The sequence below is a fragment of the Pseudoalteromonas sp. CO342X genome (assembly GCF_004208915.1).
GTDB lineage: Bacteria > Pseudomonadota > Gammaproteobacteria > Enterobacterales > Alteromonadaceae > Pseudoalteromonas > Pseudoalteromonas maricaloris.
This window is the reverse complement of sequence record NZ_SGPH01000001.1, coordinates 47,967-68,422: the sequence shown is the minus strand read 5'-3', so window position 1 is coordinate 68,422 and position 20,456 is coordinate 47,967. Positions and strand designations below refer to the sequence as shown.

General features: G+C 43.4%; 15 protein-coding genes. 9 read left to right on the top strand and 6 right to left on the bottom strand.

What is annotated here, in order from left to right:
- Window positions 1-149: 149 nt before the first annotated feature.
- Together gppA and rhlB are read right to left on the bottom strand one after the other, a co-directional pair.
- Window positions 150-1,658 carry a guanosine-5'-triphosphate,3'-diphosphate diphosphatase gene (gppA, locus tag EXT47_RS00340; RefSeq protein WP_039491043.1) on the bottom strand — a complete coding sequence of 503 codons (1,509 nt, stop codon included), beginning with the start codon at window positions 1,656-1,658 and terminating at the stop codon, window positions 150-152.
- Window positions 1,659-1,710: 52 nt separating this feature from the next.
- Complete coding sequence (gene rhlB / locus EXT47_RS00335; RefSeq protein WP_017219421.1) at window positions 1,711-2,991, bottom strand: ATP-dependent RNA helicase RhlB; 1,281 nt, start codon at window positions 2,989-2,991, stop codon at window positions 1,711-1,713.
- A gap of 91 nt (window positions 2,992-3,082) precedes the next feature.
- Here rhlB and trxA point away from each other — a divergent pair, with 91 nt between their 5' ends.
- From trxA to EXT47_RS00320, 3 genes are all read left to right on the top strand, one after another.
- Window positions 3,083-3,409, top strand: a complete 327-nt coding sequence (trxA, locus tag EXT47_RS00330; RefSeq protein WP_010378172.1) for a thioredoxin TrxA — start codon at window positions 3,083-3,085, stop codon at window positions 3,407-3,409.
- Window positions 3,410-3,614: 205 nt separating this feature from the next.
- Entirely contained in the window at window positions 3,615-4,874 is a 1,260-nt protein-coding gene (gene rho, locus EXT47_RS00325; RefSeq protein ID WP_010378171.1) for a transcription termination factor Rho, read from the top strand.
- 138 nt (window positions 4,875-5,012) lie between these two features.
- Window positions 5,013-6,275: a methyl-accepting chemotaxis protein gene (locus EXT47_RS00320; protein WP_130125694.1), complete on the top strand. Its 1,263-nt coding sequence runs from the start codon at window positions 5,013-5,015 to the stop codon at window positions 6,273-6,275.
- Here the strand turns inward: EXT47_RS00320 and EXT47_RS00315 are convergent.
- Window positions 6,272-9,106, bottom strand: a complete 2,835-nt coding sequence (locus EXT47_RS00315; protein WP_130125693.1) for a response regulator — start codon at window positions 9,104-9,106, stop codon at window positions 6,272-6,274. The two genes, EXT47_RS00320 and EXT47_RS00315, sit on opposite strands and share 4 nt — an antisense overlap.
- Before the next feature lie 71 nt (window positions 9,107-9,177).
- On the opposite strand from EXT47_RS00315, the gene EXT47_RS00310 reads away from it, so the two are divergent.
- Window positions 9,178-9,762 carry a DNA-J related domain-containing protein gene (locus EXT47_RS00310; protein ID WP_130125692.1) on the top strand — a complete coding sequence of 195 codons (585 nt, stop codon included), beginning with the start codon at window positions 9,178-9,180 and terminating at the stop codon, window positions 9,760-9,762.
- Here EXT47_RS00310 and dbpA read toward each other — a convergent pair.
- Window positions 9,751-11,133, bottom strand: a complete 1,383-nt coding sequence (dbpA, locus tag EXT47_RS00305; RefSeq protein WP_130125691.1) for an ATP-dependent RNA helicase DbpA — start codon at window positions 11,131-11,133, stop codon at window positions 9,751-9,753. The genes EXT47_RS00310 and dbpA overlap by 12 nt on opposite strands.
- A gap of 191 nt (window positions 11,134-11,324) precedes the next feature.
- Between dbpA and EXT47_RS00300 the strand changes: the two genes are divergently transcribed.
- Together EXT47_RS00300 and EXT47_RS00295 are read left to right on the top strand one after the other, a co-directional pair.
- Complete coding sequence (locus tag EXT47_RS00300; protein ID WP_039491032.1) at window positions 11,325-12,719, top strand: M20/M25/M40 family metallo-hydrolase; 1,395 nt, start codon at window positions 11,325-11,327, stop codon at window positions 12,717-12,719.
- 89 nt (window positions 12,720-12,808) lie between these two features.
- Complete coding sequence (locus EXT47_RS00295; protein WP_130125690.1) at window positions 12,809-13,579, top strand: tetratricopeptide repeat protein; 771 nt, start codon at window positions 12,809-12,811, stop codon at window positions 13,577-13,579.
- On the opposite strand, the gene EXT47_RS00290 is transcribed toward EXT47_RS00295, so the two are convergent.
- Complete coding sequence (locus EXT47_RS00290; protein WP_130125695.1) at window positions 13,576-16,188, bottom strand: EAL domain-containing protein; 2,613 nt, start codon at window positions 16,186-16,188, stop codon at window positions 13,576-13,578. The two genes, EXT47_RS00295 and EXT47_RS00290, sit on opposite strands and share 4 nt — an antisense overlap.
- Before the next feature lie 316 nt (window positions 16,189-16,504).
- On the opposite strand from EXT47_RS00290, the gene ubiD reads away from it, so the two are divergent.
- The 3 genes from ubiD (at window position 16,505) to EXT47_RS00275 (ending at window position 19,332) form a co-directional block, all read left to right on the top strand.
- The gene (gene ubiD / locus EXT47_RS00285; RefSeq protein WP_039491026.1) at window positions 16,505-17,977 is read left to right on the top strand and encodes a 4-hydroxy-3-polyprenylbenzoate decarboxylase; all 1,473 of its coding nucleotides are present in this window, start codon (window positions 16,505-16,507) and stop codon (window positions 17,975-17,977) included.
- Between the two features lie 77 nt (window positions 17,978-18,054).
- Window positions 18,055-18,768: an NAD(P)H-flavin reductase gene (gene fre / locus EXT47_RS00280; protein WP_010378155.1), complete on the top strand. Its 714-nt coding sequence runs from the start codon at window positions 18,055-18,057 to the stop codon at window positions 18,766-18,768.
- Between the two features lie 156 nt (window positions 18,769-18,924).
- Window positions 18,925-19,332, top strand: coding sequence for a CBS domain-containing protein (locus tag EXT47_RS00275; protein WP_039491023.1), 408 nt, complete (start codon window positions 18,925-18,927; stop codon window positions 19,330-19,332).
- Between the two features lie 20 nt (window positions 19,333-19,352).
- On the opposite strand, the gene add is transcribed toward EXT47_RS00275, so the two are convergent.
- Window positions 19,353-20,348 (bottom strand): adenosine deaminase, encoded by a 996-nt coding sequence (gene add / locus EXT47_RS00270; protein ID WP_039491021.1) that lies wholly within the window; start codon window positions 20,346-20,348, stop codon window positions 19,353-19,355.
- Between the last annotated feature and the right edge of the window lie 108 nt (window positions 20,349-20,456).

Genomic DNA, 20,456 nt, shown 5'->3' with positions numbered 1-20,456 from the left:
CGTAGTGCCCCGTGTCAGTGGGGTCGCATTATAGGGCGATCCGATTTTAGTGCAACCCTTTTTTTAAAGAAAATTGCAAAAAACAGATCGTTTGGATAGAAATCACTCTAAGACGGTTGTTTTTGCATGTTTTACAAACAAAAAGAGCGCTAAACGCGCTCTATTTTTAATTCCCAACCGAATTTTGATAGGTAAGCCGCTTCTTGAACGAGCTCCGCCAGCATCAACGGATGAAGAGATAACCAAGGATCGGGCATTTGCATTGTCAGGGACTTTTTCTCTTCATTGTTGGCTTGAACTGTTACTTTAGGTAGAACATCATCTTTTCTACGCATAGATAGCAAAACACCAAGTCGAACTACGACGCACAACAGCTTAGCGTATTCAAAGTGACAACCTAATCGGTCAAAATCTTTGGCAACAAGGTCGGCTCTGTGATTTTTAACGATAGCAACGATAATATCTTTTTGCGCTTTGCTATATCCAGGCATCGAAGTATTCGCCAATATATAGCCGCTGTGTCTATGGTACTGTTTATAGTCAATCAGCAAGCCTATTTCATGAAGAGATGCGATTGCCTTTGCCAAGTGAAGACTCGCTTGTTCATCCAGGCTCCAGCTTGATGACACTTGGGCGATAATATCAGACACCACTTCGTATACTCGCAGCGCCTGCTCGGTATCAACATGATAACGCTGAGTGAAACCATCCAATGTGCGCTGACAGATATCAACAGCCTGAAAATCAGGGATCATACTATAAAGTACACCCTCACGAAGTGCGCCACCGGCAAGACCCATAGATTGAATATCCAATGACTTGAATAGTGCAATCAAAATTGCAAGGCCCGATACAAAGACTAAGCGGCGTTCTTCAATTAGCCCAGGTAAAGTTAGCGCAGCCACCGTTTCACATTCAATTGCTTTAAGCTTTACTTCTTCCAACTTGCTTAGTGTCAGTTGTTCATTCTCGCCCATCGCAGCGAAAATTTCCTGAATGGCTTGAACAGTACCTGACGCACCAATGGCTAACTCCCAGCCAAGCTTGATATATTTAGCCTGGATAGGCTGTATTATCTGCTTTGCAGCCTGCTCAGCAGCGTCAAAGTTTTCGAGACTTAATAGGCCATCGCTGAAATATCTATCTAGATACGTCACACAACCCATATTTAAGCTTTTATACAGTAAGGCATCAAAGCCTTTTCCGATCACGACTTCGGTACTCGCGCCACCGATATCAATAACGAGTTGCTTACCTTGACAGGCAGATGTGTGAGCGACACCTTTATAAATGGTTTTTGCTTCCACTTCTCCACTTATCACATTTACCTGATGATTAAGGATCTGCTCCGCTTTTTCGATAAATGTGTGAGCATTAGTAGCCAAACGCAATGTCGCTGTCGCGACAATACTGACATTTTGCTTGGGGATATCCTGTAAGCGCTCAGCAAACAAAGCAAGGCATTCCCATCCTCTTTGCATCGCCTCAAGCGACAATTCATTTTGGTCATTAAGCCCAGATGCCAGCCGCACCTTCCTTTTCACACGGCCAATGGTGTGAATACCGCCTGCCATATGTTTCGCTATCAACATATGAAAGCTGTTAGAACCTAAGTCTATTACAGCGTAAATATCTTCCTTCGAAGCAGTCTTTGCCACTTTTTAAACCTCAACAAATCGCTTTAAGCGCTTACTACTTTACTACCCAAGGTTACTTGGATTGTGGTTTTCTATAGCCACCTGTTCGGCGACCACCACCACGTTGCTTGTTACCACTATTACCATGACCTGAATGACGACGTTTATTTACTTGAGGCGCACGCAAGTCAGTTAATAGTGCTGTTTTATCATAATGAGAAACAGGAATTGCATGCTCTATGTATTCCTCTATCTCATGTAAATTATAGGCGTATTGCTCGCACGCGAAACTAATCGCATGTCCAGATGCACCAGCTCGACCCGTACGACCAATGCGGTGAACGTAGTCTTCTCTGTCATCCGGCAAGTCGAAGTTGAATACATGACTTACTTCTGGAATATGTAAACCACGCGCAGCAACATCAGTCGCTACCAGTAAATCAACATCGCCACGCGTAAACTGCGCTAAAATTGATTGGCGTTTCTTTTGATTCACGTCTCCAGTAAGCAAGCCTGCACGGTGGCCATCTGCTTTCAGCCATGCATATACGTTTTCGCAGCTGTGCTTAGTATTAGCAAAAATGATTGCCTTCTCCGGCCACTCTTCTTCAATCAAAGTCAGTAGTAAAGGTATTTTGTCATCTGTTGACGGGTGAAATAGCTCTTCTTGAATACGCTTGCCCGTTTTAACATCAGGTTCAATTTGCACATGAATAGGGTTGGTCATGTGTTCGAATGCTAACTCTTGCACTCTGTATGACAGTGTTGCAGAGAATAATAGGTTTAATCGCTCTTCACGACCTGGCATGCGATTGAACAAATAACGAATGTCTTTGATAAAACCTAAATCAAACATTCGGTCTGCTTCATCTAGCACAACCACTTCGATATCATTGAGGTTATAAGCACCCTGCTTATAAAAATCGATTAAACGCCCAGTCGTTCCGATTAGTATATCCGCGCCTTTTTCCAATTGAGCCCGTTGTTTTTCGTAATCTTCGCCACCATATACAAGGGCAAGCTTAAGATCACAACGTGGCGCAATGACTTGCGCGTCCTTATGTATTTGGATAGCCAACTCTCGAGTCGGTGCCATAATAATTGCACGAGGTTGCGTTTTTTTATCCTTTTTAGTCTGCAATAGGCGATGACAGGTCGCGGTCAAAAACGCAAGAGTTTTGCCCGTACCAGTTTGTGCCTGGCCCGCGATATCGCGGCCTTCACAGATGTAAGGTATACACTTTGCTTGGATTGGCGTACAAAATTCGAAGCCATTTTCCTGTAAACCGGCGACCACTTCCGGTGCTAAAGCAAAGTCGTTGAATTTTTTATTGGTCAAATGTGTCTTAGTCATAGCAATAAAGCATAACGTTTAAACTTGCAATAAGAAACAAGAGTGTTTAAATACGCATTAAATATTTCGCCTAATTCTAACGGAGAGCGTAATGAGCGACAAAATTATCCAACTAACTGATGACAGCTTTGAAGCTGACGTAATCAAATCTGACAAGCCTGTACTAGTAGATTTCTGGGCAGAATGGTGTGGCCCTTGTAAGATGATTGCGCCTATCCTTGATGAAGTTGCAGAATCACACGGTGACCGCGTAGCGATCGGCAAACTAAATATCGACCAAAACGCAGGTACTCCACCTAAGTACGGTATCCGTGGTATTCCAACACTATTACTGTTTAAAGATGGTGCAGTAGCAGCAACTAAAGTTGGTGCTCTATCTAAGACTCAACTCGTTGAGTTCCTAGAAAACAACCTGTAATTCAGGTTGTTACACACTCTGCGGCATAACTGCCGCAGTTGTGAAGCTGATCTATATCATTTTTAATAGAATAAAATTTGTATAAACACTGGACGACCCGACGCCTAGCTGCTAACTTATAAAGCCACAAACCTTTAAGCTTTATCAAATCAACCTCTCTCGTGAAACTAACGAGAATGACAACTGTAATAAAGAACCCACCAATATGCATTTACGCGAATTAAAAGACAAGTCAATCAATGAACTTGTAAAACTTGCTGAGTCCATGGGACTTGAAAACGTAGCTCGTTTAAGAAAACAAGATATTATCTTTGCTATTTTGAAAGCGCACGCGAAAAGCGGCGAAAATATATACGGCGGCGGTGTTTTAGAAATTTTACAAGATGGCTTCGGCTTTTTACGTTCTTCAGAAGCATCTTACCTAGCTGGCCCTGATGATATTTATGTTTCTCCGAGCCAGATTAGACGTTTCAGCCTGCGTACCGGTGATACCATCGTTGGTTTAATCAGACCACCAAAAGATGGCGAAAGATATTTTGCATTATTGAAAGTTAATGAAGTTAACTTCGATAAGCCTGAAAACTCTCGTACCAAAATCCTATTCGAAAACTTAACGCCTATTCATGCTAATGAGCGTATGGTAATGGAACGAGGTAATGGTAGTACAGAAGATATTACCGCTCGAGTATTAGACCTTGCCTCTCCAATCGGTAAAGGTCAGCGTGCACTTATCGTTGCACCTCCAAAAGCGGGTAAGACAATGTTGCTACAAAACATTGCTCAGTCCATCACATACAACAACCCAGATGCAACTTTGATGGTACTACTTATCGATGAGCGTCCGGAAGAAGTAACTGAGATGCAGCGCCTTGTTCAAGGTGAAGTTATTGCCTCTACGTTTGATGAACCAGCTAACCGCCATGTTCAAGTAGCTGAAATGGTAATCGAAAAAGCCAAACGCTTAGTTGAGCATAAGAAGGATGTTATTATTCTACTTGACTCAATTACACGTCTTGCTCGTGCATACAACACGGTTATTCCTTCATCAGGTAAAGTATTAACTGGTGGTGTTGATGCCAATGCACTTCACAAGCCTAAGCGCTTCTTTGGTGCTGCGCGTAATGTTGAGGAAGGCGGAAGCTTAACCATCATCGCAACGGCACTTATCGATACCGGCTCTAAAATGGATGAAGTTATCTACGAAGAGTTTAAAGGTACGGGTAACATGGAACTACACCTAAACCGTAAGATTGCGGAAAAACGTGTATTCCCAGCTATCGACTTCAACCGCTCAGGTACTCGTCGTGAAGAACTACTGACGAAAACTGATGAGCTTCAAAAGATGTGGATCTTGCGTAAGATTGTGCATGAAATGAGTGAAATCGATGCGATGGAATTCCTTATTGATAAGCTTTCCATGAGCAAAACAAACGATGAGTTTTTCGACTCAATGCGTCGTAAGTAAGTAGACTCTAAGTCTAGTTATTGAAAAGCCAGCTTATGCTGGCTTTTTGCGTTTCAGGTTCGCCAACTGCCTGTTTTTGTTCTATACCTTACCTAGTGAATTTAAACCAAATTTGAATAATGAACCTAGGGACATAGAATGAAGCCGAGTCGTATTATTGCCGCTGTCACGCTTTTTAACTTGGCTTCAGTAACACTCGCTATTACCTTACTATCCTCTGATGAGACTAGAGTGGCCGTCGCAGTTAGCGCTTTAACACTCGGGGCATTATTGCAATTCTTATGTTTAAAAAAAGCCTCTTCTGCTGAAAAAGATATGGAGCATCTAGTTCGCAATTTTATCAGTGACAATGGTGTCGACCTAACATATCGCTTTAACGAACAAGATAAAAATATTTCTAAGTCCTGCCTACTAATGAATGATTGCTTCGCCGTTATAGAACATATAATTAGTGAAGTGTACGCATCTTCTTCTCGACTTCACCCAATGGCGGATAGCTTAAGAGATACCTATGCATCCATGACACAAAAGGCAACACTTCAGCACACTCACGGTGAATACTTAGCTACCTCAATCCAGTCTATGTTAGAGATTTCTGCGCGTTTAGATACTAGCTTAGAGCAGATCTACGCATCTGTAGAGAATGCCACAACGGCAGTTAAACAGACCCGATTAGATACCGATAAAAGCCAAGAAAGTCTGCTAACACTTGCAGACAACATCAAGAAAACCAGTGAACAAATAGAATTGCTCAAGACTGACAGCAATGAAATTAGTTCTGTGCTTGAAGTCATTAACGGTATTGCAGAGCAAACCAACTTACTTGCACTGAATGCCGCAATTGAGGCCGCACGAGCAGGCGAGTTAGGACGAGGCTTTGCCGTCGTTGCTGACGAAGTGCGTAATCTGGCAGCACGAACGAGTCAATCAACCAAGGAAGTAAGCCAAGTCATAAGAAAAATACAATCCGGTACAGATTCTGTTTATGCGCTGATGCAAGCGGCACTAAAGGAAACAGATAACACCGTAAAATTAAGCGAAGCTTCTACAAAAGAAGTGGATGAAATAGAAAATGCGATGCTTTCTATCAACCAAATGTCCCATGACATTCATCAACAAGTTGGAGAGCAGAAACAAGCCTCTGACGCAGCTAAAGAAAGTATAGAGTCAATGGTACACCTGAATTCCGATGCCCTTTCAAGTACCAAAATACAGGCCGTCTCCAATCGTGACCTCATTGCCCTTTCGCAAAGTATTCATTCAAAGTTATCCATGTTTAAGATTTCAGATTACACGCCAGAACTTGATACCAGAAAAGACAGCTCCCGAGTATCTATCAGTGATGATGAGCAACCTAACAATCTAAAGGTGGATGATTCCGACGATATAGAGCTATTTTAGGAGGCTAATGATTCTTGAGATTTTAGCTGATCACACATTGCTAAAAACAGAGATTGAAATTGGTCTTCACTTCCTTGCTTTAATACTTTCTCAAATTCGATTGCGATGCTTGCAAGCTCCGGAAATTCAAACATAGATGCTGCCCCAGCCAGTTTATGACAAATAGTCTGAAGTGTGACCAGGTCTTTGTTTTGCCATGCATCAATCAGCAAGTAGCGCTCTTGCTCAAAAGTGCTTGCGAAACTATCTCGCAAATCCGATAAATCAATATTAAGTTCATACGCTTTGCCGTCAGACTCAAAGTTTAAGTGCGTATTCAATACCGCTAATAATTCATTTTTATTAATCGGCTTGCCAATGTGACCATTGAACCCTGAGTCAATATATGATTTTACCTCTTCCATCAACACATTAGCGGTTAATGCGTATATTGGACCAGAGTAGCCCGCTGAGCGAATGATCCGAAGTGCCTCAACCCCATCCATTCTTGGCATTTGAATGTCCATAAGCACCAAGTCAGGAAAATCACTAAGACACTGTTCAACCGCTCGAGCACCATTTTCGGCTACAATAACCGTCGCACCAGTTCTCTCTATCATGCGAGAGAATAATTGCCGATTCTCTGGGTGATCTTCCACAACCAGCACTGTACCCGAGAGCAAAGGTTGCTTAGATTGCGGCTCCTGAATTTCGGCAATAGCCGTATTGAGATAAACAGTACAAGGTACACTGAAGGAAAACGCACTGCCATGATCGACGACACTTTGTACTTTGATTTCACCATTCATCATGTGAGCAAGCTGGCTCGACAAACTTAACCCCAGCCCAGAACCTCCAAAGCGCCTTGTTATACTGTTGTCAGCTTGTTGGAAATTATCAAAAATTCGACCTATCTGCTGCTCAGTCATACCAATACCGGTGTCCTTCACCACAAATTGTAAACCATGGTGCGTTTCAGATACTTCCAATTCGATACGGCCTTTTTCGGTAAACTTTAGGGCATTACTTAGCAAGTTTATTAGTATTTGTTTTACTCGAATGTAATCCAACCGTACATAAGCGTTAGTCCTTACCTGATCACAGACGATAAACTCTAATTGCTTACTCTGTATATTTTGTTGAAACATATCACATAAATCAGCAAGTAAGCTGCTTACCGAAAATTCAGTTGCTTCTAGCTCTAACCGCTCGGCTTCGATTCGACTTAAATCCAAAATATCATTGACGAGATCGCGTAAATGTAATCCTTGATTATAAATAGTTCTGACCGATGCTTGTGCCTGAGTATTTAAATCTTGTTCGACCAACAAGTCTTCAGCATGTCCCAGCACCGTAGTAAGTGGCGTTCTGATTTCATGGCTCATGTTTGCCAGAAATTGACTTTTCACTTGATTGGCCGCTTTTAATTCATCCGCTTTTTGCTGAAGCTCAGATGTTCTCAACGCTACTTTTTGGCTTAACTCTAGTTTTGCTCTTTGCTCAACCTTACGTCGATAGAGTGCGAAAGTGGTCAGTAAGGTTAACAGCGCGATGATAACACCCAACAATTGTAATTGGCTGCGTTGCTCCTCTTTCAGTAGCTGTAATTTTTGTTCTTGCTTGAGCACTTCGACTTCTCGAGAAAGCTCACTAGCCTCATACTTAGCACGATAGTCATTAATCCGTTTCAGCATGTCATCATTCATCAAGCGGTTTTGCGCTTCCAAATTTTGTGAGTCATAATCTCTAGCGCGCTTAATATTTCCTTGTGCAGCCTCAATCAGCGCTAACAAACGAAGTGCCATACGCTCTCTTTTCTGTTCATGCATAACTCGACTAGCCGCTAAACTTTGTTCTGCATTAGTCAGCGCTTCTGTTAGCCGCCCTTGAGCAAAGAAGATTTGTGCTAAGGTGAACTGAGCTTCCATGAGGTTGGCAGGATTCTGAGCCTTTTCAGCATAATAGAGCGCAAAGTTTGCTTCTTTTTCGGCTAATTCTAATTGGTTTTGTGAATAGCTCAATAAAGCAAGGTTGCCATATTCAAATGACAAGTGGCGGACGTCATTCTGCGCTTCATAATAAGCAATTGCTGCTTGGTACGACGCTTTGGCAAGCGCGGGACGTTTAGTCTCAGTGTATAGCACGCCAAGATCTGCTTGAGCTAGTGCAACACCATATTCATCGTTTAGCTCGACGAATGCGTTTAGGGCTTCATGGAGCATTTCTTCCGCTTTGTCATAGGCTCCTTGGCGAATATAAACACCCGATATATTCAGTAAAATATCGGCATGATCTTGAGCATTACCAAACTCTTGGTAAAGCTCATCTGCTTTTAAATAATTATGCAGTGCCAAGTCAAGTGTGAAGCTATTAAAATACGCTAACCCCAAATTACTATGTAAATTAGCCATTTCGATGGGGACATTACGTTGCTCAGCTAACGCTAATGCCCGTGAGTAAAACTCAATTGCCTGTTGATAATGACCAAGGTAAAAGTAGCAGATCCCTTGAACCTTTACCGCTGAAAAATGGTTGTCACTCAGTCTATCTGATTGCGTTATCAACTCTAACTGGTTGAGAAAAACGAGTGCATCTTTGAATTGATTTTGTTTGTAAGCAGATTTACCTAGACTAAGCAAAAGCTCTATTTTTCTTGTCTTTCCTAGGTTTTGCTCCGTGAGCAACTCAGTGCCCAGCATTTTTTGTTGTTGCCAATTAGTGGTTTGCTCGACCTCTGAGATCCGCTCAGCAAGGGTACTATCATTTAGCGTGGCGTTAACTTGAAAACAACTCGAGAAACACAGGCTACAGGCAAACACAGACCAGGGCTTTAGTAGCCTCGATAAATTCATTGTTGCTCTCCATTGCTTATCATTTAGTCTGCGTGGTAGTGTGAAGATACACCAAGACTAAAGAGGCGACAATGTTCAATCCGCTAACAGATGTTATTTTTAGACTAATTTGTCAAAATCAATCTTTAAAAGTGCACACTATTGCCGCCGCTCTGATGGAACAACAGCAACTACCTCGCCTTGATGAAGATGAAAATAAAAATCTATTTAAACGTAACTTCCTGATCATGAATGCCTTGTATCAACTCCAGCAAGAAGTGTTCGCTGAGGGCCAATATCTACATGTAGAAGCACTCAATATTTATCTAGTTCCACAATTAGATGAGCATCCATTAGCGTTAGATGATCCGCTCAGAAGTTACTATTTAGACTGGCAGCATTACGAAACCAGTAGTGAAGAAGTGAGTGCTCTGTTAGATAATTTTTGGCAACAATTTACATTTAGCGGCGCTCGCCAGCAACTTGCCATCAAACCTGACGAATTAAACGCGATTAGAACGCGCTGGCAGCTACCTGAAGGTTATGATCGCAGGATGTTAAGCCAATGTTGGAGAAAACAAGCCCTGACTCATCACCCGGATAAATCAGGTGATGAGGAAACATTCAAACGCTTAATGAACGAGTATGAAATACTCAAGCAGGCCTTAAGCACGTAAGGCTTTATAGCGCTTATTTTTAATCTTACTATTGTTAAGCTTACGTAGTGCAGGCTTCACTGCCTCGCGTTTTACAGCCACGAATGTTTGCACATCATAAATATTGATTTTACCAATTTGCTTAAAGCTTATGCCTTCTTCACCAGTCAAACTGCCGACGATATCTCCTTTGCGGAGTTTTTGCTGCTTTCCGCCTTCAATCATGAGGGTCACCATATTCGACTTATAGGCTGGTTTTTCGAGCAGTGAATGACCCGGCAACGTGCCATGTTTTAGCTCTTGACCATATATTTCCGCCAACTGTTTTATTTTGAAGGCTTCTTTTTCTCCATAAAGAGATACTGCGATACCTTTGTGCTCCCCCCGACCCGTACGACCAACACGGTGAATATGCGTCTGCGGCTCAAGCGCCAAATGATAGTTAACCACAAGCTCAACTTCCTCAACGTCGAGCCCTCGAGCGGCCACGTCAGTGGCAACTAAAATATTGGCACTCTTGTTGGCAAAAGTGAGCAATGACCACTCACGTTCACCTTGATCTAAATCGCCATGTAACTCGACACAAGCAAGTCCGGTTTGACGTAATTCTTCAAATAGTCGCTTAGTCTCAGCTTTGGTATTACAAAAAACGATACAGCTTTGCGGCTGGTGCTGCATTAACAGCACTCTTAGTGCGTTAAAGCGCATTTTATTGTTGTCTAACTTATAAAAGGTTTGCTTAATGCTGTGGTGTGCTTGTTCTTCTTTCGCTTCAACAAACTCTGGCTCACGCATATATTGCTTCGCCAGTTTTATGATCTTATCTGGGTAAGTCGCACTAAACATTAGTGTTTGTCGCACTTCAGGCACATACACTAAAATGCTTTCTAGCGTTTCAGTAAAGCCCATATCCAGCATCTGATCAGCTTCGTCGAATACCACAGTCTGCGTTTCAGTTAGCATGAGTGAGCCATTAAAAACATGCTCTTCAACCCGACCAGGTGTACCAACAACAATATGCGCGCCATGTTGCAACGCCCGTGTTTGAGGTTCAATTGGCGTTCCTCCGCAGAGTGTTTGCACTTTGACGTTACCAATTAAAGCCGCAACTTTTCTGATCTCTTGTGCGACTTGATCAGCCAACTCTCTCGTTGGACATAACACCAAAGCCTGAACCTCATTGCACTCGGGCTGCAACTTATTCAGCAGCGCAAGTGAAAACACCAATGTTTTACCAGATCCGGTTTTCCCTTTCACGACTAAATCTAGTCCAGTCAGCGCCGGCGCTAAACTCACAGACTGTACTGCTGTTGGCACCATGTAGTTAAGATCTACAAGGCGCTGAGCAAGCGCTTGGTTTAGAGGTAATTGAGAAAATGAAGTGATCGACACAGTGCTTTCCTATTCGCTATCTTAATCGCGTATTTTATACCAAATGTTTAAATTCGCTAACCGCTTTACTCTATTATTCCAAGATAAAGCGCCCCTAGATTGTGGATGAATTATCCTCATCGCAATACACGGACTTACATCACAATTTATGCTTTAATCGCTTGGTAACTCCATTTTTACCAAGGATTATCATGAAGTTTAAATCACTATTGGCATTTGGTTTATTAAGCGCAGGTTTGAGTACAGCACTGCAAGCCGAAGAATTTACTACACAACAATTAGAACAAGTTAAACAAGTTAGAGAAGCCGCAAGCCACAGCAACCTAAGTTGGCAACTACTAGAATCCCTCACCACAGAAGTAGGCCCACGCTTACCGGGTACCGAAAATGATAAAAAAGCGGTAGCTTGGGCAAAGAAACAACTTGAGCAATTGGGCTTTGACAAAGTCTGGCTTGAGGAAGCAACCTTTCCTGAATGGCGCCGCTACCATGAGTCTGCAAAAATACTGATGCCTAGCGAACAACCGCTACACCTTACTGCGCTCGGTAACAGCGTTAGCACACCAAAAGATGGGCTAAGTGGTGAGGTAGTTTTATTTGAAACTCTCGATGAGCTGATTGCCGCGCCAGACAATAGCTTAAAAGGTAAAATAGCTTTTATTAATTACCGCATGAACCGCGACATTGATGGTAATGGCTATGGACCTGCGGTAAGAGCTCGTAATAGCGGCGCCGTAGAAGCGGCTAAAAAAGGCGCTATCGCCTATATGATGCGCTCGGTCAGCACCAGCCACCACCGCTTCGCGCACACTGGCGGCAGTCACTATAAAGCGGGCGTGACAAAAATCCCGTCCACAGCAGTTGCCAACCCAGATGCGGATCAGCTAGCACGCCTTATCAACTCAGGTCATGCCGTTAAAGTCGCGCTAAATATTCAAACCGAGGACTTAGGTGAAGGAACCAGTTACAACGTCATCGGTGAATTCACGGGCACCGAATTTCCAGAGCAATATGTCTTAATTGGTGGTCACTTAGACTCTTGGGATCTGGGTACTGGTGCACTCGATGATGGCGCTGGTGTTGCATTAACGATGGCAGCAGCAAAGCACATTGCCGATGTAAAACGCCCTAAACGTAGTGTCCGCGTAGTCCTATTTGCAGCAGAAGAACTCGGTCTCTGGGGAGCAAAAGCTTATTTTAAAAAGCATCAGGCAGAATTAGACCGCATTGTGGCCGCGTCAGAGTCCGATTTTGGTGCAGATGTAGTGTATGCGTTTGAGTCAAACGTAAATGCCGCCTCTTTACCAGTTGTGCGCGAGATTGCAAAGCAGCTAGCGCCGCTCGGCGTTACTTATATTGGCAAGAATAGCGCACATGGTGGTCCTGACTTAATTCCGCTGAAAAATGCCACATCGGCGCCAATCTTCGCTTTACACCAAGATGGCACGGATTATTTTGATTATCACCACACAGCTGATGACACGCTTGATAAAGTCGATCCGGCAAAGTTAAAGCAAAATACCGCTGCATACGCTGTATTTGCCCTAATGGCAGCCGACGCCAAAACGAAAATGGCAGGGAAATAAAATCTTACACTTATGGGGACAAGTACACTTGTCCCCTACACTCAAGTTGCCTACCTTAGACATACCCACACCTAACTAACTAATAGAATATGGAAATCAAAAGCGTATTTTTTTCCTTTTACGACACAATATTCAACGTTATCAGTAAATATAAAGTTGCCGTGTCGGCACTGATTGTGGTCACTATTGCACTTTACTTTTATAACCAACATCAACAACAAATCGCTAGTTATCAAACATACTTAGCATCCCCACAAATCGATGACCTGATTATTTTCGATGCTGGTAAAAACATAGGGCAAGCTTATGATCCGGCTTTTCAGGTCTTACAAATTACTGAGCTGACAGATGACAACATTGAAGTAAAGGAAAGCGCCTACACTTACCGTACGATGCGTAACATCACCCGAGATATCCGTGTCAGCATGCTAATGACCGATCACTATTTTAAACCACAAAGGCTGACGCTAGAAAAAGATAACCTATTAGACTTACTTGACGATGACACCATAGTCTCAGTCTACAGACCCGTCGGGATCCATGTGCTTGGCGGCGTTGTTAGACAACGATTTAAAAAGCCGAAGCCGCTATACAATGGACCTAAAATTTCAGCACAGAATCAAGAAGCAATTCACGCTTACAGCCAAGGAAACTTTGAAGAAGCAAAAACGGGATTTGCAGCAGCGGCTAAAACCGGCAACCCTTGGGCACAATATAACTATGGGACAATGCTTCGCGATGGTGAAGGCGGTGCAAAAGACATTAAAAAAGCGATCCACTGGCTTAAACTTGCTGCCGAGCAAGGTAATCATAAAGCACAAACGGCTCTGGCTAAGTTATGCCAAGACCACCCTTGTTAACTGTGACTTTGCTTGTGATACTGCATAGTCAAAACGTTTGCTTCAAACTCTTGTTGTGCCACAGGCTTAGAATGAAAATAGCCTTGTGTCATATCACACAGTAAATTCTTTAAAAACATGCATTGTGCAGGGGTTTCAACCCCTTCCGCAATGACCCTTAAGTTCAATTTATGCGCCATCAAGATAATCGCACTGACGAGCGCTTTATCTTCTTCATCTTCAGGTAAATCACGAATAAAGGTTCTATCAATCTTCAATTTAGAAAGCGGGAAGCGCTTGAGGTAACTCAACGATGAATATCCAGTACCAAAGTCGTCAATTGCCAGTTCTACGCCCATTTCTCTTAATGCTTTTAACTGTGACAATATTTTGTCTGAGTTTTCAACCAGTACCGACTCTGTGATTTCCAATGTCAGATATTTTGCTTCCAGTTTGGTATCTCTAAGTACCTTCCTTACTAGCTCGACCATATCTTGGCGTTTAAACTGGATACTAGAAACGTTAACTGCAATAAATAAGGGTCTACCGTAGTTGTCTTGCCAGGCTTTAACTTGAGAACAAGCGTGATACAGCACCCACTCTCCAATGGGTAAGATAAGGCCTAGTTCTTCGCAAACGGGAATAAACTGCTCGGGTGAAACATGGCCCAGCAACTCACTTTTCCATCTTAACAACACCTCGCAGCCAACGAGGTCGCCGCTGCCAAGCTGTGAAAAAATGGGCTGGTACACCAGTGATAATTCTCGATTAGACAGGGCTTTATGCAAAGCACTTTCTAACACACTACGCGCTTTGGCATGTTGATGCATCGCTGAAGTATAGAATTGAAAACAGTCGCGACCATGTTCCTTGGCTTTATACATTGCACTGTCGGCATTACGGAGCAAAATTTTTCGATCGGTGCCGTCATCTGGGTAAAGCGTGATCCCCATACTACCGGATACATAAGCTTCGTGCCCTTCCAAATGAAAAGGATTGGCTAACGCACGTAAAATCTTCGTCGCAACCAGCTCTAAATCACTGATAGAACTTATATCTTGTAACAATAAAGCAAATTCATCCCCACCTAACCTTGCAACGGTATCAGAGCTGCGCACGCACTCATTAATACGGTTTGCTGCTTCTTTGAGTAATAGATCACCAATATGGTGCCCAAGCGTGTCATTCACTGCTTTAAAGCGGTCAAGATCGATAAAACAAATAGCAAAGCGCTCTTCTAGCTGAGCTGCTCGTTTTAACGCTAAATCAAATTTAACGTGATAATGATGGCGATTTGCAAGGCCCGTTAAACTATCAAAGTTGGCTTGCTGCCACATCAACTGTTCATTACGTTTTCTCGAGGTAATATCGCTGAATAGAGCTACATACATATCAATTTCCCGAGCTTCATTAAATACTGCGGATACCTGCAGCCAACTCGGATAAATTTCACCATTTTTGCGCTTGTTCCAAATCTCTCCTTCCCAATGGCCTTTATTAACCAAGTCATCATATAACGCGTTGAAAAAGCGCTCATCGTGACGTCCAGAATTCAGGATTGCCGGCGTTTCCCCAATCACTTCATCCATGCCAAAGCCTGTAATTTCGCTAAATGCGCGATTTACCATTTGGATTTGATTATGTTTGTCGGAGACCAACACGCCTTCCGTGGTTGTCGCAAATACCGTACTTGCCAAGCGCTGTTCTCTTTCGTTCTCAAGCTCTTCCGTAATATCCTGAATAACATAGATAAAACCAAGCTTTGCTTGCGTTTCGCTTACGACAGGGGCACAAGAAACCCGAACATTGCGATAGCCAAAACGCGCATCAAGTTGACACTCAAGCGTTCCTTCCGTTAGCAGCTTTTCACTATCAAGCACATCAAATAAGGTATAAATAGATTTTGATTTTAACGATTCTAAACTATCAAAATCCTTTAACACTGAGCCATTAGCGGCTTCAATGTGATGAGTTTCATCCGTAAACACCAGATATGCTTTAATACCATCAAAAATGGCACTAAGTTTCGCACCTTGGTCTTGTGCTCGCTGATTGGAGCGCCTTAGCCTGACCAAAACGGTCATCAATACCGCCATAGATAGAATAAGCACAGCAATTACCGCAGTTAACAAAATGACCTGTACCATATTGGCTTGCTTGATTTTTTCAGTCTGCAGCATGACCTGTTGTTCAAGATTGGCTTGGTAATGCCAAAGATCTTGCTGTAGCTTACGCTGCTCACTCATATCTTGAATGATAGAAAGTAACCTAGGTTTGCCATCGCTATCTTCAAATGGTGTCGAGTGAACACTTACTGTTTTCACACTACCGTCTGCAGTTTGATGTTGGAAGATAAAATAGTTACGGCCTTCATTTAAAGCCGCTTGACGCTCATTGGCAACCTGCTCGGCAGTAAATAAGTTGATATCTTGAATGACTTTTGATTCTAGTACCGCCTCGCTATAACCATAGAATGCGGCAGCAGCCTTATTGGCATCCAAAATTTTTCCAGACGTGGGCTCGATGATCAACATCACCGCGCTATGATTAGAAAAAGTATAATATGGTAACTCGTTAGCTGGTGCTGAAATACAAAACAGCAACAGCAGCCCCCCGAGCAATTTTGACATCAACTTCAAACTCAGACCCCTCAGGATATCGTTTTATGCAACCGCGGCGACTATAGCGCAAAGGGTATGTGAGCTACATCGAAAGTCGATTTTTGCTTGTTTCATATCAAAACAACTCAACACACACATCTTTTTATAACAATTTATACACTTGCTCCGGCGTACTGACAAGCCGATAAGTTCTGAAAGTGTAGTCTATTTCAAAATACTGTAGACGTAAAAGTGAGTCACTAAACCTTTTTACCATCCCATCCGTACAGCTAGGAAAAATATGCCTAGTTGATATACTAGGCCAAACTCAACTCATAGTGCGCCGATGAAATACCAAGACTTACGAGATTTTATAGCCCAGCTTGAAAAACAAGGAGAACTTGTTCGCGTCAAGCAGCCCATTTCCACCAAACTAGAAATGACTGAAATTGCAGATCGAACGCTGCGAGCAGGTGGACCCGCTATCCTATTTGAAAACCCTGTAGGTTATGACATTCCGGTACTGGCTAACCTATTTGGCACACCAAAGCGCGTTGCAATGGGGATGGGACAAAGCGATGTCAGTGAGCTAAGAGAAGTCGGCAAGTTACTCGCTTTTTTAAAAGAACCCGATCCACCGAAGGGAATTAAAGAAGCCATTGGCCAGCTACCGGTATTCAAACAAGTGTTGAATATGCCAGCCAAGGAAGTGAAAAAAGCGCCATGCCAAGAAGTCGTATTGAGCGGTGATGAGGTCGATCTCACGACACTACCTATTCAACATTGCTGGCCTGGTGATGCCGCACCTTTAATTACATGGGGGTTAACGGTAACCAAAGGTCCTTATAAAAAGCGTCAGAACCTAGGGATTTATCGTCAGCAGCTATTGGGTAAAAACAAAATTATTATGCGCTGGCTATCACATCGCGGCGGCGCGCTTGATTTTCAGGAGTGGTGCAAAGAGTATCCGGGCGAACCGTATCCGGTATCGGTTGCACTTGGCGCTGATCCGGCGACGATTTTAGGTGCGGTAACCCCTGTTCCCGATACGCTAAGCGAATATGCATTTGCAGGTCTACTGCGTGGTAGTAAGACACAGGTCGTTAAATCTATTTCTAACGAACTGCAAGTACCAGCGAGTGCCGAAATCGTCTTAGAAGGATATATTCAACCGGGCGAGCTTGCGCCAGAAGGTCCATATGGCGATCACACAGGCTATTACAATGAAGTTGACGACTTCCCTGTAATGACTGTCACGCATATAACGCATCGCAAAGATCCAATTTATCACAGCACTTATACTGGCCGCCCACCTGATGAGCCAGCCATTCTTGGTGTTGCCCTCAACGAAGTATTCGTGCCGATTTTACAAAAGCAATTTCCGGAAATCGTCGATTTTTACCTTCCACCAGAAGGCTGTTCATACCGCATGGCGGTCGTCACCATGAAAAAGCAGTATCCGGGGCATGCTAAACGCGTGATGATGGGCGTATGGTCTTTCCTTAGACAATTTATGTACACCAAGTTTGTCATTGTTTGCGATGATGATGTAAATGCTCGCGACTGGAATGATGTGATTTGGGCGATAACCACACGTATGGATCCCGCAAGAGACACCACCTTAGTTGAAAGCACGCCTATCGATTATCTCGATTTTGCTTCTCCTGTGTCCGGCCTTGGCTCTAAAATGGGTATGGACGCAACCAACAAATGGCCGGGTGAGACCGACCGTGAATGGGGCGAGCCTATCGTTATGGATCCCGAGGTTAAACAACGCGTTGACGAAATTTGGGATACCCTAGGGATCACCATCAAATGACATATATCATCTAACATTGTGCACTCAGCTATGCTAGAGTGCACAGACTTTAGCCACGTGCTTAATAAAGGTAACACATGCAAGTATTAGCAGCAGAGGTTGTCTCAATTACACCTCTTACGGAATTTGTTCACAAAGTTATATTAAAACCTGAAGAAGCGGTGCAATTCGAAGCCGGCCAGTATCTGCAATTGGTACTTGGTGAAAAAGACAAACGTGCTTTCTCAATTGCCAGCAGCCCTTCAAAAACAGAGCAGTTAGAGCTACATATCGGTGCTTCTGGCGCTGACTCTTATGCCATGCAGTCACTAGATCACCTACGTAACGCTTTTGATACAAAGCAAACCGTTGCATTAGAAGTTGGTCTTGGCGTATCTCAGATCCGTGTTGATCAAGCGCGTCCACTAGTACTCCTTGCCGGCGGTACTGGATTTTCTTATGTCAAATCTATGGCCGATCACTTGGCTGAAACAGGTTACGACCAACCAGTATTATTTTACTGGGGTGTAAAAGAAGAAGCTGCGCTATATGCAAAAGCGGAGATGGAAGCTTGGGCCGCCTCAAATAAACACTTTCAGTTTATTCCTGTGGTAGAAAATGCCAGTGAAGCATGGAAAGGCCATCGTGGTTTCGTTCATCAGGCTGTGATGAAAGATATCGTTTCTTTAGAGCCGTACAGCATTTATATGGCAGGCCGCTTTGACATGATTGGCATTGTGCGTGATGACTTTATCAATCATGGTGCTGAGCGCGACTTTATGTACGCCGACGCTTTTGCGTTTATTAAATAACCTCGGCTTCAGTTAAGTAGCCAGAGCGTTATTCAATGTGTGGCAGGTCTTTGTCACACATTGAAAAAACAGAACAAACCAATCAAAACAATCCATTTTACCAAAACACTTTCACCCGCTACTCTCATATTACACACAGACACCGCGAGAAGTATGATGAGTAAACTCTATGTTCGTGACATCATGTCACCTGATTTCCCACTGTTAACCGCCGAGACCGAGCTAACCGACGCGATTAGTTTGCTACAAAAGCATCATTTAATTGGTGCACCAGTGATAGATGCGCAGCGTCATCTTGTTGGATTTATTTCAGAGCAGCAGCTACTCAAGCCTTTGCTTAATTCCAGCTACTTTTGTGATGGTAAAGTACAGCTGAGAGACTTACTGGCTACGCCTGCCCTCAGTATCGAAGCTGCAACAACCGTTGTCGACCTTGCACAACGTATGCAGCAAAATAGTCCTAAGGTTTATCCCGTACTCAATGAAGGCAAAGTGATTGGAATTGTGACACGCAGCCAAGTCGTTGCGGCGCTAAAAGAGAGTTATCTTAGCTGTGCGGGGTGATCCCACACAGCAATTTCAGCCTACGCTTTCTTTGCAAGCAACGCTTTTTTATCAGCTTCACTTAAAAAGGCAATCTCAACCGCATTGCGCTGCGCTTTATGGATATCACTCAAATCTAAACCTGCCGCCGCAGCTGCATGGCTATACTCGTTATCCAACTCGATACCTTGAACCGCTGGGTCATCAGTATTGATGGTTGCCAATACACCATGATCTAAAAATGCTTTCAATGGATGCGTGGTTAAACTTTCGACAGTGCTTGTTTGGATGTTACTGGTTAGGCAAGACTCGATCCCGATACGATTATCACGTAAATAGTCCATCAAAGCTGGGTCATGGATTGCTTTAACTCCGTGACCGATACGTGTTGCACCAAGTTCTTTAATGGCTTGCCAGATACTTACCGCGCCCTCAGCTTCGCCAGCATGTACCGTCACCCCAAGGTAAGCATCGCGAACCTGCTTATAATGTTCAATAAACAGCTCGCCAGGGAAGCCCAGCTCGTCACCCGCGAGGTCAATCGCAACCAACTGCTCTTTAAAGGCAAGTAGCGCGTCTAGCTCATATTGGCATTTCTCAACACCAAATGTGCGTGACATAATCCCGATCAGGTTAACCTTAATGTCTTGGCCTTTAACTGCACTTTGTACACCGTCGACTACGGCTTCAACAACGCCCTGCGGGTGTAGATTATGGGTTTTTGCCATGTAGTAAGGACTAAACCTTAGCTCTGTGTAATCAATACCTTGTGCAACTGCGTCGGCAACATTTTCAATCGCAATACGGCGACAAGCATCGTAGTCACCTAGTACCTTTACGCCCCAATCTAGTTTTTCAAGAAACGCCATTAGATTAGGTGCATTGTCCAACACTTGAACATGTGGGCGTAGACCTTCGAGATCCGTTGCCGGTAAATCCATATTAAACTGCTGGCCAAGTTCTAAAATCGTTGTAGCACGAACGTTACCATCTAAGTGGCGATGTAAATCTAATAGTGGGAGTGTGTTATTGATCATAAGAGACTCGATTTGCAGTTAAAATTTTTGGGATCATACGCACCTAAACTGAGATAGCAAGGACATATGTCAGAATTGAGTATAGCTAACTTTAATGCAAAAAAGCCT

Bases quoted from the DNA above. Each gene is read 5' to 3' on its own strand.
- rhlB (WP_017219421.1), bottom strand. From the start codon at position 2,991: ATGACTAAGACACATTTGACCAATAAAAAATTCAACGACTTTGCTTTA.
- EXT47_RS00295 (WP_130125690.1), top strand. From the start codon at position 12,809: ATGGAAATCAAAAGCGTATTTTTTTCCTTTTACGACACAATATTCAAC.
- EXT47_RS00310 (WP_130125692.1), top strand. From the start codon at position 9,178: ATGTTCAATCCGCTAACAGATGTTATTTTTAGACTAATTTGTCAAAAT.
- EXT47_RS00290 (WP_130125695.1), bottom strand. From the start codon at position 16,188: ATGTCAAAATTGCTCGGGGGGCTGCTGTTGCTGTTTTGTATTTCAGCA.
- EXT47_RS00300 (WP_039491032.1), top strand. From the start codon at position 11,325: ATGAAGTTTAAATCACTATTGGCATTTGGTTTATTAAGCGCAGGTTTG.
- add (WP_039491021.1), bottom strand. From the start codon at position 20,348: ATGATCAATAACACACTCCCACTATTAGATTTACATCGCCACTTAGAT.
- rho (WP_010378171.1), top strand. From the start codon at position 3,615: ATGCATTTACGCGAATTAAAAGACAAGTCAATCAATGAACTTGTAAAA.
- ubiD (WP_039491026.1), top strand. From the start codon at position 16,505: ATGAAATACCAAGACTTACGAGATTTTATAGCCCAGCTTGAAAAACAA.
- EXT47_RS00320 (WP_130125694.1), top strand. From the start codon at position 5,013: ATGAAGCCGAGTCGTATTATTGCCGCTGTCACGCTTTTTAACTTGGCT.
- trxA (WP_010378172.1), top strand. From the start codon at position 3,083: ATGAGCGACAAAATTATCCAACTAACTGATGACAGCTTTGAAGCTGAC.
- fre (WP_010378155.1), top strand. From the start codon at position 18,055: ATGCAAGTATTAGCAGCAGAGGTTGTCTCAATTACACCTCTTACGGAA.
- EXT47_RS00315 (WP_130125693.1), bottom strand. From the start codon at position 9,106: ATGAATTTATCGAGGCTACTAAAGCCCTGGTCTGTGTTTGCCTGTAGC.
- EXT47_RS00275 (WP_039491023.1), top strand. From the start codon at position 18,925: ATGAGTAAACTCTATGTTCGTGACATCATGTCACCTGATTTCCCACTG.